This is a genomic window from Sebaldella sp. S0638, from assembly GCF_024158605.1.
GTDB lineage: Bacteria > Fusobacteriota > Fusobacteriia > Fusobacteriales > Leptotrichiaceae > Sebaldella.
Window position 1 is genome coordinate 13,935 of sequence record NZ_JAMZGM010000053.1, and the last position, 15,242, is coordinate 29,176.

At 29.3% G+C, this 15,242-nt stretch carries 21 protein-coding genes; 17 read left to right on the plus strand and 4 right to left on the minus strand.

The features are described 5' to 3' along the window. Window positions 1-33 precede the first annotated feature (33 nt). The 3 genes from NK213_RS13640 to NK213_RS13650 are packed head-to-tail and all read left to right on the plus strand — an operon-like array spanning window position 34 to window position 3,159. The gene (locus NK213_RS13640) at window positions 34-876 is read left to right on the plus strand and encodes a hypothetical protein (protein ID WP_253350043.1); all 843 of its coding nucleotides are present in this window, start codon (window positions 34-36) and stop codon (window positions 874-876) included. A gap of 17 nt (window positions 877-893) precedes the next feature. Then, window positions 894-1,211 (plus strand): nucleotide pyrophosphohydrolase, encoded by a 318-nt coding sequence (locus tag NK213_RS13645; protein WP_253350046.1) that lies wholly within the window; start codon window positions 894-896, stop codon window positions 1,209-1,211. 22 nt (window positions 1,212-1,233) lie between these two features. Then, the gene (locus tag NK213_RS13650; protein ID WP_253350048.1) at window positions 1,234-3,159 is read left to right on the plus strand and encodes a lipopolysaccharide assembly protein LapB; all 1,926 of its coding nucleotides are present in this window, start codon (window positions 1,234-1,236) and stop codon (window positions 3,157-3,159) included. Window positions 3,160-3,221: 62 nt separating this feature from the next. On the opposite strand, the gene NK213_RS13655 is transcribed toward NK213_RS13650, so the two are convergent. Together NK213_RS13655 and NK213_RS13660 are read right to left on the minus strand one after the other, a co-directional pair. Then, a complete protein-coding gene (locus NK213_RS13655; RefSeq protein ID WP_253350049.1) occupies window positions 3,222-3,683 on the minus strand; it encodes a pyridoxamine 5'-phosphate oxidase family protein in 462 nt (153 codons plus the stop codon). Window positions 3,684-3,701: 18 nt separating this feature from the next. Then, window positions 3,702-3,848, minus strand: a complete 147-nt coding sequence (locus NK213_RS13660; protein ID WP_253350051.1) for a hypothetical protein — start codon at window positions 3,846-3,848, stop codon at window positions 3,702-3,704. A 265-nt stretch (window positions 3,849-4,113) separates the two neighbouring features. Between NK213_RS13660 and NK213_RS13665 the strand changes: the two genes are divergently transcribed. The 3 genes from NK213_RS13665 to NK213_RS13675 all read left to right on the plus strand — a co-directional run bounded on the left by NK213_RS13665 (window position 4,114) and on the right by NK213_RS13675 (window position 6,788). Then, window positions 4,114-4,695, plus strand: coding sequence for a hypothetical protein (locus NK213_RS13665; RefSeq protein WP_253350053.1), 582 nt, complete (start codon window positions 4,114-4,116; stop codon window positions 4,693-4,695). Next, window positions 4,658-5,503, plus strand: a complete 846-nt coding sequence (locus NK213_RS13670; RefSeq protein WP_253350055.1) for an N-acetylmuramoyl-L-alanine amidase — start codon at window positions 4,658-4,660, stop codon at window positions 5,501-5,503. The genes NK213_RS13665 and NK213_RS13670 overlap by 38 nt, the downstream gene beginning before the upstream one ends. A gap of 94 nt (window positions 5,504-5,597) precedes the next feature. Further along, window positions 5,598-6,788, plus strand: coding sequence for a pyridoxal phosphate-dependent aminotransferase (locus NK213_RS13675; RefSeq protein ID WP_253350057.1), 1,191 nt, complete (start codon window positions 5,598-5,600; stop codon window positions 6,786-6,788). 50 nt (window positions 6,789-6,838) lie between these two features. Here the strand turns inward: NK213_RS13675 and NK213_RS13680 are convergent, their stop codons facing one another. Further along, complete coding sequence (locus NK213_RS13680) at window positions 6,839-7,012, minus strand: membrane lipoprotein lipid attachment site-containing protein (RefSeq protein ID WP_253350059.1); 174 nt, start codon at window positions 7,010-7,012, stop codon at window positions 6,839-6,841. A gap of 182 nt (window positions 7,013-7,194) precedes the next feature. Between NK213_RS13680 and NK213_RS13685 the strand changes: the two genes are divergently transcribed. The 3 genes from NK213_RS13685 to NK213_RS13695 all read left to right on the plus strand — a co-directional run bounded on the left by NK213_RS13685 (window position 7,195) and on the right by NK213_RS13695 (window position 8,449). Beyond that, on the plus strand, window positions 7,195-7,572 hold the full coding sequence (locus NK213_RS13685) for a DM13 domain-containing protein (protein WP_253350061.1): 378 nt from the start codon (window positions 7,195-7,197) through the stop codon (window positions 7,570-7,572). Window positions 7,573-7,658: 86 nt separating this feature from the next. Further along, the gene (locus tag NK213_RS13690) at window positions 7,659-8,033 is read left to right on the plus strand and encodes a PH domain-containing protein (protein ID WP_253350063.1); all 375 of its coding nucleotides are present in this window, start codon (window positions 7,659-7,661) and stop codon (window positions 8,031-8,033) included. Window positions 8,034-8,056: 23 nt separating this feature from the next. Next, a complete protein-coding gene (locus NK213_RS13695) occupies window positions 8,057-8,449 on the plus strand; it encodes a hypothetical protein (RefSeq protein WP_253350065.1) in 393 nt (130 codons plus the stop codon). A gap of 552 nt (window positions 8,450-9,001) precedes the next feature. Here NK213_RS13695 and NK213_RS13700 read toward each other — a convergent pair. After that, window positions 9,002-9,319 (minus strand): zinc ribbon domain-containing protein, encoded by a 318-nt coding sequence (locus NK213_RS13700; RefSeq protein WP_253350067.1) that lies wholly within the window; start codon window positions 9,317-9,319, stop codon window positions 9,002-9,004. Window positions 9,320-10,044: 725 nt separating this feature from the next. On the opposite strand from NK213_RS13700, the gene NK213_RS13705 reads away from it, so the two are divergent. The 8 genes from NK213_RS13705 to NK213_RS13740 all read left to right on the plus strand — a co-directional run bounded on the left by NK213_RS13705 (window position 10,045) and on the right by NK213_RS13740 (window position 15,192). Beyond that, the gene (locus NK213_RS13705; protein ID WP_253350068.1) at window positions 10,045-10,770 is read left to right on the plus strand and encodes a hypothetical protein; all 726 of its coding nucleotides are present in this window, start codon (window positions 10,045-10,047) and stop codon (window positions 10,768-10,770) included. Window positions 10,771-11,603: 833 nt separating this feature from the next. Beyond that, entirely contained in the window at window positions 11,604-11,957 is a 354-nt protein-coding gene (locus NK213_RS13710) for a DKNYY domain-containing protein (protein WP_253350070.1), read from the plus strand. Window positions 11,958-11,993: 36 nt separating this feature from the next. Continuing rightward, on the plus strand, window positions 11,994-12,416 hold the full coding sequence (locus NK213_RS13715) for a VOC family protein (protein ID WP_253350071.1): 423 nt from the start codon (window positions 11,994-11,996) through the stop codon (window positions 12,414-12,416). Window positions 12,417-12,684: 268 nt separating this feature from the next. Then, on the plus strand, window positions 12,685-12,906 hold the full coding sequence (locus tag NK213_RS13720; RefSeq protein ID WP_253350073.1) for a hypothetical protein: 222 nt from the start codon (window positions 12,685-12,687) through the stop codon (window positions 12,904-12,906). Window positions 12,907-12,939: 33 nt separating this feature from the next. Further along, window positions 12,940-13,737: a DKNYY domain-containing protein gene (locus tag NK213_RS13725; RefSeq protein ID WP_253350075.1), complete on the plus strand. Its 798-nt coding sequence runs from the start codon at window positions 12,940-12,942 to the stop codon at window positions 13,735-13,737. Between the two features lie 84 nt (window positions 13,738-13,821). Next, window positions 13,822-14,232, plus strand: a complete 411-nt coding sequence (locus NK213_RS13730; RefSeq protein WP_253350077.1) for a DKNYY domain-containing protein — start codon at window positions 13,822-13,824, stop codon at window positions 14,230-14,232. Between the two features lie 230 nt (window positions 14,233-14,462). Further along, window positions 14,463-14,723, plus strand: a complete 261-nt coding sequence (locus NK213_RS13735) for a hypothetical protein (RefSeq protein ID WP_253350078.1) — start codon at window positions 14,463-14,465, stop codon at window positions 14,721-14,723. 49 nt (window positions 14,724-14,772) lie between these two features. Then, window positions 14,773-15,192: a GNAT family N-acetyltransferase gene (locus NK213_RS13740; RefSeq protein WP_253350080.1), complete on the plus strand. Its 420-nt coding sequence runs from the start codon at window positions 14,773-14,775 to the stop codon at window positions 15,190-15,192. The last annotated feature ends 50 nt before the right edge of the window (window positions 15,193-15,242 follow it).

Here is a 15,242-nt window from a genome sequence, read left to right on the forward strand (position 1 = left end):
TAATTAAGAGCAAAAATATACTCAGGAGGTTTAATGGAGAAATTCATTTTAAGACTGGGGAAAAAATCCTTAACTATGGAAGATGCTTTCAACTGGTCTTTTGAGATACTAAAGTCGAATATCAAAACATTGTTTCCTTCCCTGGTTATATTGATGATATTAAGATTAGGTTCCAGAATGTTTTTTGGTAAAGAAGACACTTTTTTCTGGAATATATTGATATTATCCTACGGCGGGCTGAGCAGTTTTATTTCATCAGTTATATACACCGGCCTTAGGGTAGAGATATCAGATTATATTGAAAAAGAAAAAAAATTAAGATCATCATTCGCTTCAGGGAGAAAATTATGGCAGAAGATAATATTCATAGCTCTCCTGTATTTCACGTTTTTATTTACTGCAGGAGTAATAATGGGTATTTTTATATTGTTTCTGACAATAATAGGCAATGTAAGTATGTTTCTGGCGGTATGCTGCGGAATAGCGGCTTTGACAGCCGGAATTGCAGGAGTGATATTTTTTAAGGTGAGACTGGCTTTTTTTCAGAATATATATTATGTGAGAAAGTTAGGGGTTGTAAAATCTATTTTATACTCATTTCATATAACAAAAAACTATTTTATAAAAATTTTTCTGACAAATATCATATTTTGGTTCTTGGTATTCATACTGGAAATAATGTTAACATTTAGTAGTTTTATTAATTTTTTTTCAAAAAATATATGGCTGGTAATTGTTACAGTAATTGCACAAAGCATTATTTGTTTTGTGATTTCATTTCTGATTAATGTAAAGGTCGGTATAATTTCTTTGTTTTATCTGAATGCAGAATATAAAGACCTGCAGACAGAAGAAGAAAATAATAAAACTACTTAGACAGGACTGATGATATTATGACAGATTATAAAATATCTGATTTGGTAAAATTAATAGAAAAATTCAGGACATCGCGGGGGTGGGCAGAAAATGACAATCCCAAAAATGTAGCTATGGGAATATCTGTAGAGGCAGCAGAGCTAATGGAGCACTTCGTCTGGTCAGATATACCGGATTCTTGGGAAACAGCCAAAATACAGGAGGTTTCTGATGAAATAGCCGATGTATTTATAAGTTTGATTTCAATGACAAATATGCTGGATTTGGATATATATGAAATTGTAAGTAAGAAACTAAAAAAATTGGAAAAAAGATACCCTGAAATAGATAGGTAAGAATCAAAAGGAGGATAACAATATGTTTAAGAAAATCAAAGATCTTTTTGCTAAGGAGGAGAAACCCGTCCAGAAGGAACAGTATGATGTTCCCGCACCGGTGGAAACAGTTACGTTAATTTCACCAAATGGTCTGAAAAATGAAATTACAAAAGATGAATGGGTAGAGAAATTTTTGAAACCTTCATTAGAAAAAAACTGGAATAATTTTGAAAATTTATATAAGATAATTTTGGACGCATTTCATAATAATGTAATAAATGAAGTAAAAGAAGCTTGTTTCAGATTATATAACAATGATCCTATAAGAGAAAGAGGAACTAATATACTCGGGGTTTTCTACGGACAGAACAAGATGTATGACAGTGCTGTAAAAGTATATGAGAAATATATCGAAACTGAAAAAGAATCACCGTTAATATATTCCAATTATGCACTTATGCTTGATGAAATGGGAGAAAAAGACAGAGCGAATAATTATTACAAGGAATCATTGAAACTGGATCCGAATATATCAAATGTATTGTCAATTTTACTGGAAAAGGCCCAGGTTGAAAAAGAAAATAAAAAATATGTAGAAATATTCGAAGAAATCTCAGAACTGCCTAACAGCTGGAGAGCAAAACTTTATCTGGGAAGTATAAAACTGAAAGAACGTAATGTACCAAAGGCAAATGCCTTATTTACAAGAGCTTTGGAAGAATCAGCCCAGAATGATGAAGCAGTGTCATTCGTTTCCGGTGCTTATGTGAAAGAGGAATATTATGATGAAATAAAGAAAATAGTCCTTCCGGTATTTAATCCTGAAACACACGGTCCTTATGCTACAATGAACATATTACAGATGTTCTATAAAACACATGACTATATAAACGGATTAAATCTGCTGAAATATATAAGTGCTTTCAAATGGGAGAACTTCGGGGATAGTTTCATAAAATACGAAAATCTGCTGAATGACGTAAGACTTGAAATAGAAAATAGAAAAGATCTGAAGCTAAAAAACAGATCATTCCTGATAAAATCACCAATATGGTATTATAATCTGAAAATGCCGAACTGGTATTTCAGAAACAAAAAGAAACAGCCGCCGAGTATTTTGATCCTTCCGCTGGCTAATCTGATGGATGATCAGAAAGATGACAGTCCTGAAGAAAAACTGCTGCTTGGTATACCGCTTTACATAAATGAAGTGTTGATGATGAATACAGGTATTGATAATCATATGGTAATTAATTATACTGATCAGGATCTGATTATATTCAATGATCATATAACTATAGAATATATCAAAAAAATAAAAGAACTAAATAATATGCTTGATTATATAATGTATGGTGAAATAATTTCCAAAAGCGGTAATAAAAACGGAAAATCATACAATATAAAGATGTATCTCGCTGACTGCCAGACTTTTGAAAAATATGAGTTATTCTCAGGAGAAGTAAACAGAGAAAACTTAAATGAAGTAATAAGCAGAACATTTGTTAATCTAAATGCTTATTTTAACAGATTCATCAGAATTCCGGATATTAAAAAAGATGATATGGAATATCTGTTATCTCAGGGAGAAAAATTCAGAATCTCTCTAAATCTTAATGATACAAATCATTTTATACCATGGACATTCGAAAGATTATTCTATAATCAGTTTAATCTTATAATGAATAATCCGACAAATATAAGCTATAAATTTGACTTAGTATCAATATTATACAACATAGCAAAGTTCCAGCCTCAGCTTTTGAAAAAAGTAGAGGAACTGGTGTATCTTCTGATTAACAGAAAGGTATTCTCTGATCCTGCAGCATTTAAAATACTTCCTGTAATTTTGAATATTTACAGGGATGATGAAAACTACAGACAGATCATGGATGCACTGACAGAAGAGCCGGCAGAATATATAGACTGGCTAAACAGCTTTATTGATTATACAGGAACATTTTAATTATACAGGGAGTTGCTCTAACGGCAACTCCTTTTTATAATTAAGAAGATAAATTCCAGATATTAAAATTCAATTCTTTCAGCCATTTTTCTCTCTATATGCAATATTTCCCTGTATGGCTCACTATCATCAGATGGATATTTCCAATATGAAACTTTTTTAGGAGTAATCTTAAAGACAACCTGTCCGTCTAAATTTCCGTATCTGTTATATGATGAAAGATGTTTAGCTTTGTAAGCTTCCATAATATTATTATTTTTTTCGTCTGCCCAGCTGCCGATCTCTCTGGCAGTGCCTTCAATGGAAGTATTGCCTGTACATAGTGCAACATTGGGATTTTTTGTCATTTGGATATACTTGGTATACTTTTTATTAGTCTGAAAATAGATATCCATACCTATATTTATAACACTCATACTTCTCGAAGTTATTTTATCAATAAATGAAGTAGAAAGAATCCATGTTCTGTTTTTTTCCAGTATTTCCAGTGTTTCCTGTTCAAGCTTCTGATAATCAATAATCATATTTTTCCTCCTGTAAATTTATTTTAATATATTCAATAATATTGTAATTATTTTGGGATATCTGGTATTTTTTTCATTATCCCCAAAGTATATATGCCCGATCCAGGCTAATATAATAAGGAAAGAACCCTGAAGTATCAGTTTTAATAATTCTCCTATAAACATAATTTTTACCTCCGCTGGTTTTTATTATGTATTAATTTTACCAGTAAACATCACTTATTTCGACTTTGTTCTGGTACGAATACAGGAGATTTGATAAGTTATGCATATCGTTTTTTTGGCATTTAAAACAATATTTTTTATTTTCCATAGTTTTTCTACGTTTTTCATAAAGATGAAAAAATGAATTATTAACCGTAAAAACTAAAAAATTGCTTTTTATAATTCATTTAGTTATAATATTAATAAAAACAAAAGAGAGTGTGATATGAAAAAACTAACAGGAATCCTCATAGCAGTATTTTTAATTATAGTAAATTTAGCCTATTTAAAGATTAATACACATGATTTTACAGTGAAGCGACTTATTGTAATGAATTTTGGAATACTTATATCAGATCTGGCTTTTTGGATTTTTCTGTATTTGAATCTGAAAAAAAAGAATTTTATAATATTTTTCTTTATAATATTTTTGATTTTGATAGATTCAGACAGAATGAATGTGCAGATATTCCTTGGGTATAACGACCGGGTTACTGACGGAATTCTTTTTCCTACGGTATTAGGTGCAATAAGGCTGGCATATCTGTTTGTAAGCGTATATTTTTTCTTTTTTTTATCAGACTTCAAAAATTTTCTGCTGAGAATAGCAGGTATATTGAATATAATAGTGGCAATCCTTGTTTTTATTGAATTTGATAATTCATTTGCCCCTTATCTGAAAATTATCACAGCAATAGTATACATTTTTTATATATTTTTCTTTTTGGGAAAAATAAAGGAAGATAAGCAGGAAAAAAAGGAGGAGGAAAATGAAAGCAGCGCTGAAAAGAGCAATACTGCTACTTAATATTTTACTGATATTAGCAGGGTGTACTTCTGTAACAGAAAAAGGAAACAGAGTAATAAATACTAAAATGGGAAGCGAACGTGTAGACGGAATAACTTATACATCAAAAGGGCAGAATTTCAGACAGAGATTTATAATATTACATTACACTGTTTCTGACAGGGAAAGATCTATTGATCTTTTAGCGAATAAGGATGTAAGCTCTCATTATCTGATAACAGACAGGGAAAATGAACCTATTTATTATCTGGTGGATGAAAATAAGAGGGCATGGCATGCAGGGATAAGCAGCTGGGGAAGTTTTTCAAATCTAAATGATAATTCCATTGGTATAGAGATAGTGAACAAAGGCTTTGTAATGAAAGACGGGAAAATGAATTTTTATCAGTTTCCGTCATGGCAGATACATAAAACGGCTGTTTTACTGCTGGATCTTATAAAAAGATACGAGATAGAGCCTCAGAATATATTAGGACATTCTGATATTGCACCACAGAGAAAACAAGATCCGGGGCCGCTTTTTCCATGGAAAGAACTGTACAGGGATTACGGCATTGGAATGTGGTATGATGATACAGTAAAAGAAAAGTATAAAAATGCTTTTAGTGAGGGTGTAACTCCCGAAGATGTACAAAAAGAACTGAAGAAATTCGGATATGGAATAGTGGTAACCAAAGAGTATGACGAACAGACAAAAAATGTAATAACAGCATTTCAGTTTCATTTTATACAGTATAAATATGACGGCGTTATGGATGCAGAGACATACGCGGTTTTAAAAGCACTTAATGAAAAATATAAAAAATAAAAACTTTTTCTAAATAGCAGGAAATACTTCTTGCTATTTTTCTATATAAGAGATAAAATGATATATAAAATATAAGAAAGTTTAGGAGGAAAAAATGAAGTTTTCGCAAAGAATATTAAGTATGCAGTACTCTCCGATAAGAAAACTGGTTCCTTATGCAGATGAAGCTATAAAAAGCGGCGTGAAAGTATATCAGCTGCATATAGGACAGCCGGATGTCCAGACTCCGGATTCCTTTTTCGAAGGACTACATAATTATAAAGAAAAAATAATAAAATATGCTAATTCCAGAGGTATAAACGAGTTACTGGAAAGTTTTTCAAAATCTTATCATAAAATGGGGATAAATCTGGACCCTCAGGATATGCTTATCACTCACGGGGGAAGCGAAGCGCTGATGTTTACACTGGCCAGTATCTGTAATCCCGGAGAGGAAGTATTAGTCCCAGAGCCATATTACTCTAATTATGAAAGTTTTTTAAGATCTGCAGATGCAAAGCTGGTTCCTATAGAAACTAAACTTGAAAATAATTATCATCTTCCTCCGAAAGAGGAAATAGAAAAGCTGATAACTCCGAGAACAAAGGCTATAATGTTTTCTAATCCGAGTAATCCTACAGGAACTGTACTTACTATGAAAGAAATGGATATGATAGTAGAGATAGCTCAAAAACATGACCTGTTTATAATATCAGATGAAGTTTACAGACAGTTTATATATGATGATATAGAGTATAAGTCGTTCTTAACAATGAAAGATGTAGAAGACAGAGTAATATTAATAGACAGTATTTCAAAGCACTATAGCGCATGCGGTGCAAGAATCGGTGTCATAGCATCTAAGAATAAAGAATTTATCAATCTGGCACTGAAATTATGCCAGGCAAGGCTTTCTGTATCCACTATAGAACAATTTGCGAGTGCGAATCTGATAAATACAATAGATACTTATCTAAGTGAGGTAAAGCTTGAGTATAAAGTAAGAAGAGACCTTTTATATAATCATTTAAAAGAGATAGAAGGAGTAACATGTTATAAGCCTGACAGTGCATTTTATATATTTGCGGAACTTCCTGTAGATAATATAGAAGACTTCGTAATATGGCTGCTGACAGAATTCAGATATGAAAATCAGACATTGATGTTTGCACCGGGACCTGGATTTTACTCAACACCTAATAAAGGATTAAAAGAAGGAAGATTTTCATTCTGTACACATAATCTGACTGAAATAGAGAATGGAATGAAGATATTGAAAGAAGCATTAAAAGTATACAAGAAATAAAAATAAAGTAGCTGTATTCAGCTACTCTATTTTTTATATTAATTAAACTGTTAGAATGTATCAGCACTACAGTTAGCGTTATTAACCTGACCTTCACCGTATTGATAACTACAGTTCTTGTTATACCCTCTGTTATAGTCAGCCTGATTAGTTTTATCGGTAGATACAGAGCTGCATGATGTCAAAACAGCTAATAAAGAAGTAATTAAGATTATCTTTTTCATATTTATTCCTCCCGTAAATATTTATATTTTGTCTAATTTATTATAACGTAAATCATGGTCAATGTAAAGTAGCAACTTACAGATAAAAGAAATATTCATATAAGATAAAACAAAGCTAAAATAAACTTTCAATAAAGGCAGGAGAAATATAATTTAAGTAAAATCACGAGGAGGAATATAATATGAAAAAGATCTTATTATTACTAGGAATTTTATTTATTTCCGTAATAGGATTTTCAGAAAATTTAAAAGGAAGTTTTGTACCTAAAATTCATCAGATAAATGGGGACATAACAGTAGATACTAACGCTAAAGAAATAGTTATAAATAATTTTACATATGACGGAAAAGGAAAAGATGTGTATATTATTTTAAGCAAAGGCGGAGATTTTAAGGATATGAAAGTGATTTCCAAAGAGCTTAAGAAAGCTTATGTAAATGAAGAATTAAAACTAAAAGTAAATAATCTGTCTAAATTAGTAGATCAAGGTTACACAACAGTATCGGTATATACTAAAAAATATAAATCGAGTTTTGGAGATGCTACTTTAGCTGAGTAATCAATGTATTAATAGACTGTTTTAAATGTGAAATAGTATATTTGAAACAGTTTTTTTATAAAAATAACTTTTTTGGGGAGAACGATATGAAAGAAACTATAGTTGCAAGAATAAGAGGTTTGAAAGAGAGCAATCCGGAGCTTTTTAAAGATAAAGTAGATTTTATGCTTGTGGAAGAGGAAGAACTTCTTAGAACTTACCAGACATCAAAAGAATTTATTATTGTTACTACAAGAAGATTAATTTTTGTGGAAGTTCTGGGAATGTCCGGGAAAACACAGGAATACAGAACAATAGGCTATTCCAAAATTAATTCATTTTCTGTGGAAACTGCGGGAACATTTGATTTTGAAAGCAAACTCAGATTATGGATTTTTGATTCCGGGGTATTTGAACTGGAATTCGCTAAAAATACAGATATAAAACCATTATTAAGAATAATAGGCCGTAACTCATTGTAATTAGTAATGTCAGGAGGTAAAAAATGTTAAAAAGAATAATAGGAATCTTGATTTCAGCATACGCAGTTTTGCTTGGTGCTGTGAACTATACAGTTATTTCATCAATATTAATGGCAAACGGGGATACTGTGGGAAGAAGTTTTCATTCAGGTTCTACAGCGATCTTTAAAGTATGTTTATTTTTCTCAGCAGTAATGCTGATAACAGGTGTGCTTTTATTTTTTAAACTTAGATTCAGTATGGAAGTGTACTTTTTGATGATGCTGGCTTTCATAACAACAATCATATATATGGACCCAAGTGCAGGAGTTTTTCAGATATTTTCTATACCGGCTGCATTAGGTTTGATATTGCTTCTGTTTAACAGGAAAAAAGCATACGCATATAATGAAGTCTCTGATAACCGAAGAAAATAAATTTAATAAAGAGGCGGTTGTATCAAAAAGGATTAAGTTCTTTGATATAGCCGCTTTTTAATTTCTGGATTTTTTTATAATGAAAGCAGTAACTAAAAAAGACGACCCTAATGGGAGGTAAGGTCGTCTGCCAAATGAGAATATAAAATGTGTCTAGTGTAATTTTAAAAATTTTACTATAACATAACCTCATAAAAATTCTATATACGGTAATGTAAAATCAATAAAAAAATAAATTATAAAAAAATATGTGATTTAGATGACCTTTAGAGATGGATCAGAATAGAGGATCAATTATTTTTGCTAATCGAAGAAATGAAGAAAGAGTTTGCATTACATAATATAAAATATTATAAATCATGTATATAGCAATATAATTTTACCACATAGAGCGAAAAAGTCAATATTATATGAAAAAAATTAGTATAAAAGAAAAATACAGGAAAAAAGTACCGAAAAAATGACTTTTTCAGAAAAGATATATTAATAGCTGCGGAACTAAAAATAATGGCTTCAAAATCAAAATTTCAAAGCCATTATTTTAAAAAAAATTTACTCCTGAATATCATTTGAAAGTTCTCTGTATTCTTCTTCAGAAATCTTTCCGCTGGTAAATTTTTGATTTAATTCTGCAAGTTTTCTGTATTTTTCTCTGTCCGAACCATTAAGTGCCATATTAATATTACAAACAGGACATACGAGATAATGTTTTGAGCTGCCTAAAGGAAAAACAGGAATCCAAAACAGAGTAAACCATAATCCTGTTTTTATATAATGCCAAAATTCAGTATTATGACAATGCGGACATTCTATTTTATTGGTTACTCCGTAGTTTTTAGTGAGATTTCTTGTTCCAAATACAATTATCATTTTATTCTCCTTTTTTCTTAATTAACTTAAAAATTATAACATGTAAATATAGAATAGTAAACTTAAAATTTAAAATAAAATTATATATTTAATTAATATAATATATTATTTTATAAAAATATTATGATAATACATTTGGATAAGAGAATATATAATATTTTACTAAAATAAAATTTCATTGTAAAATATAAAATTATGAATTTGATATAAAATTGTATATAATATAAAAAAATATAAGAAATAAAAGAAGAAAATAATAATAAACTAAGAAAGTATTGGTATGATTAATTTAGAAAAAAACTCATTTCATGGTATGCAGGGGTTATTGGAAAGATTTTAATGGTTATAGATGTATCATTAACAAAATGAGTTTTCAAAAAGAGTGTAAAAGCTCTTTTTTTATTTTAAAAACGGTCATGAAAGACCGTTTGCCAAAGGAGTGTTCTGTAATAAGTGCAATTTCTAATTTTTACTACATGATAATTATATCACAAAAATTAAAATTTGTGAACAAAAAAAGAAAAAGTGATAAAAAAAAATTCATTTAATGAATAAAAAAACTGTTGATTAAATATTCGATATGACAGTAATAATAAGGGTTAAAAGTATGTAACAAGAATACTTACAAAAGTGAAATTTTTATATAAAAAAAATTATTTTCTTCACACATAGTTCATATAAGTATATTATAATGAGAATATAAAATTAGTAATGAGGAGGAAATAATGAAAAAAGTATTAGCAAGTATTTTTATGGCAGCATCTCTAGCTACATTTTCTGACGAACTGGTAATTGGTGTGGGTATGGATTTTGCCGATAATTATAGCGGTATGTCAGATTTTATAACAGGAGATTATGGGGATGACAGTCTTGGTTATGAGTTAAAAATCGAATATCTGAAAAATGTAAGTCCTAATTTTTTAATAGGTGCAGGGGTAGGATATCAGGGACATTCAAAAGCTGAAGGAAAAAAGGTAACAGTAGGAAGCTGGTATGATTCATATGGAGATTATTATGAACATACTTACGGATATGAGGATCAGGTTTATTATAACAGTGTTCCGATATATCTAACGGCAAAATATGAATTTGATACACCTAATAAGGACATAAAGCCTTATGTAAAGGCAAATGTTGGTTATTCTTTTAATATCCATAAAAACGATCTTACATTAAAAGACAAAGTAACACAGTATGTTTATGACTGGTATGACGATGATTATGACGAATATTCTTACACATATGCTTCAAAGTCGTATGATACGGATATAACAAACGGATTATATTATGGAGTAGGAGGAGGAATACAGGTAAGTAATTTTACAGTAGACCTTATGTATCAGGCAAATTATGCAAAAGCTAAAATAGACAATGGTGATGGAACAAAACAGGAACATAACCTTAATTTACACAGAGTAACTTTAGGAGTGGGCTACGCCTTTAATTTTTAATAAATAAACAGAATAAACTACACCCTGAAAGTCAGATAAAACTGACAAATAGGGTGTATTTTATTATAAAAGAAAATTTTTCAGTTCTGTAAGACTCTGTAAAACATGTAGAGAGTCTTTTTGATTAGTGAATAATACTCGTTATATCATTACCTGTAACCAGGCAATAAATACCAATACCAAGAATAATTGTGAAAGCTATGAGATTTTTTATTCTATAAGTAAAAGATTTTTTTGTAGCAATCATGTATATAAATGTCCCAATATAGCATACACTTACAAAAACTAATATATAAGCAATATTAGGAATAATGTAGTCAGTTATAAAATTCATAGAATTCTCCCTTCATATTTTATAATAATGAACTCATTATATCATATAAAAATAATTTGTGCTAAATAAATAAAAATAGAAATAATTTATAAAATATATGGTATAAATAATGGAATTTTAAATGAGAAAATCGTAATAAAATTAAAAAAAATGTAAATTATACAAAGTAATCACTTGATTAATGTTTAGAAATGACATTGAAAGTCTTAATTTTAAGGTTATTTTTTAGTAAATACCGGAGATTTTATATTGGATATTATTATTCTGACTAAATAAGCACTTATATAAAAATAAAAATTTTGACAGAACTCAACAGCATAAACAGGTAATAACAAAACAATTATGATTAATTATTCATTCTTGTATAAAAAGAACTAATATGTTATGATTTTATAAAAGTCAATGGTGAAATTTAATAATTATATTGAACATTTAAATATCGTAACAGAAGTAAAATCTTAAGAAATCAGGTGATATTTATGCTAAAAAACTTTTTATTATGTTGGTAATATTATTAAATTCTTATTTCGGATATGCATTAGGCTGTGTATACAGGGGATATGAGGTCGAAAAAAACGATGTATACTATATAAATGGTAATGTGAAGAAAAAATTGCCAAAAGCAGATCATAAAACTTTCAAAATAGTGAGATTATCTAATTATAATCTGCTGGCAAGGGATAAGAATTTTCTTTATTACCAGGGAGAAGTCGTAGACGGAGTAAATCCTAATACATATCTGATAAAGAAGGTAATACCGTCAGAGGAAAAAAATGAAAATGGCTATATCTGCGGATCAGGAGTATATGAAATAATTGACGGCGGAAAAGAGTACATTTTAAAAGAAAAATAAAATCCATATTTAGTAGTGGAATAGGAGGAAATTTTTATGTTAGCAATTGATCACATTCAGATAGTAGTGAAGGATATGAGTATTGCGGAACCTTTTTACGATAAATTAATGACTGTTTTGGGTTTTGATATTGAAAAGAAAGTTAGTGCAATAATAGAAGAACATGATCTTTATGTTGTAGAATACCTCCATCCGCTGTATGATTTTGGTATATGTTCTCCGAGAACAGCATTTGCGGACAATACAATACACCGGAGAAAGCCGGGTTCTTTACATCATCTTGCTTTTAGGGCAAAATCCCGTACAGAAGTTGATGAAATGTATTTGAAGATCAAGGATATCGGAGCTGAAATTGTTTATGCACCGAAAATTTTTCCTGAAGACGGGGAAAATTACTATGCTCTTTTCTTCAAGGATTTGGAAGGAATAAAGTATGAGATAGTTTATAACGGAGTATAGCATTCAGGGTTGTTTTGTATATATAGAAGTATAGGATGCAGTAGCTTTAGAGATGGTAAAAAGCAGAATACAGAATAAGGTTTTTGACAATCTCTGAATTTATGTTGCATTTTTGAATTATTCATGGTATATTTTAATTCTAGTGCCAAACGCTAGTAAGTGAGATAACAGAATAGCGGTTATCTCTTTTTTATTTCATTTGATAGATTGAATAATCTCTCGAATATATATTGTAAAAACTAAGTGTAATGAAAAAAGGTAGGGTTGAATGAAGAAAAAAATAATATTATTTATTTTGATAACTATATTAATTAACAGCTGTTATAAAAAGAAAGAAAAAACTTTCATTTTTGACGGAAAGGTATTGCCGGATTCAGATGTACGGACATTTATAGTACATGATGAATTACAGGTGAAAAAAGGGATTTATTACAAGGCTGAAGATAAAAATAATTATTATGAGTATGGAAAAGCAGTATTAGAAAAGTAAATGTACGAGAAAAAACAAAAAGGAGTTATTAAAATGAAAAAATTTATGTTGTTTCTTCTGCTGAGTTTAATAATAAATTGTGGTTATTATGATACAGAGAAAAAGGTTGAGCTTGGAAGCAGCAAAGTGGAATTAGGCGAATTTTATAGTAAAAATAGAAATTATATATATTTTTTTGAAAATAAAATAGAAGGAGCAGATCCGGAAACTTTTGAAATTATGGGAATATATGCCAGAGATAAAAACAGGGTTTATCTTAGAGGAGAGGAAATAAAGAATATAGACTCGAAAACTTTTAAACTGTTAGGGCAATATTATGGTGTAGACTATAAAAGTGTTTATTACACAGATATACAATTGATGAGAGCAGATCCAGAGACTTTTGAAATTATAGGAAATTTTTATAGTAAAGATAAAAATAGGGTTTATCTAAGAGACAGGGAGTTGGGAAACTCAGATCCAAAAACTTTTAATATTATAGATAAAGACTACAGTAAGGACAAAAAAACAGTGTATTTCTGGGAAGTTGAAATAAAAGGAGCTGATCCTCAAACTATAAAAATTCTTGATGATGGTTATTCAACAGATAAAAATTCAGTATATTATTTAGAAAATAAAATGGAAAAAGCAGATTTGAAAACTTTTGAAGTATTGAATTTCAGATATTCAACAGATAAAAATAATGTTTATTTTAGAGATGAAGTAATAAATGAGGCTAATCCGGGAACATTTAGATCTGTTGATCACGGAGAATCAGGCGATGGTTTGCGTTATGATGCTGAAGATAAAAATAATTTTTATGAAAATGGCGGAATAATAAAGAAAAAATAGTCTGAAAGTATAAGTATTAATTAGGTGTGAGAAAAAGTACCAGCTTGTTTAAGATTGAATATGAGAATAAAAAGGAGTGATTAAATGAAAAAGGTATTGTTTATTTTATTAAGTACAATTATTTTTAGTTTTAGCAGCAAACTTGGGGAAATAAAAAAGGAGGAGCCAGACTTTCAAAGTTATGAAAAAATAAATGGCAGTTATTATAAAGATAAAAATTATATTTATTATAACGGGGACAGGCAATATTTAGTTGATTTAAAGAGTTTTGAAATACTGAACGGTGTGTATTCTAAAGATAAAAATGGTGTTTATACACCTAAAAGTCAGATAAGAGAAAAGAAAACCGTAATTTATTATTTATCCAGACTAAATAATGTAGACGTCCAGACTTTTATGACTTATGAAAGCAATAAAGAAATTGATGGAATAATTTATGATGCTGAAGATAAGAATTATTATTATCATTTTGGGAGGATAGTAAAAAAGAAATAAAATTAGAGTATTATCAGAGTTATTAAAGGAATTAACTATTGAAAATACAGAAAATAAAGAAATATCAGAAAAAATACAGGCAGCTTTGAAAAAAATCATGGAAGAACATGAAGGATTCCATGATAAAAAAGATGAGTTTTTAGTGAAGAATTATAGTAAAAAATAATAAAAATATTCGGTTTTTAAACTATGGTTTTATGTTATAATGTAAAGAAAAAAAGGTGATATTTATGGAAAAAGAAGCAGAAGTGAAAGAATTAATAAAAAAGTATCTTTCTCACAACAGAACGAAAGAAGGATTAAGTTATCTGAAAGATTACAGTAATTTAATCAGTTCTAATATAAATGCTGAAGATGATAAAATAATTCTGCGAAGTTCATTAATAAATATAGGATTTGACCTGAGAGGATTTCAAAAGGAAATGGTCGGGGTAAAAATTTCCTATGAAGATATATATCATGGATGTTTAGAATTAGAAAAAGAAGTGTAAAAAGAATTTATGTTTATCAGAAAAACATGCATAAAAGGAGATCAAGGCTATGGATATTAATATAAGGAACGAAATAGAGAAGGATTATAGAGAAGTTGAAGAACTAACAAGAGAGGCTTTCTGGAATTTATATGTTCCTGGAGCTAATGAACATTTTATAGTACATAATTTGAGAGAAAGCAAAAGTTTTATAAAAGAATTAGATTTTGTCGCTATTCATGAAGATAAAATAGTAGGTAATATAATTTATACACTTTCTTATATTGAGGATGAGTCTAATAAAAAGCATGAAGTAATAACATTTGGCCCTGTGTCTATTTTGCCGGAATTTCAAAATAGAGGAATAGGTAGAAAGTTAATAGAGCATTCTATAAATAAAGCTAAAGATTTATCTTATAAAGCAATAATAATTTATGGTTATCCGGATTACTACAGCAAATACGGAGGGAGTGTGCAAGAAAGTCTGTAAATTAAATCTGATATAATAAAAGATTTGTTTTTCATATATTGATTTATCTA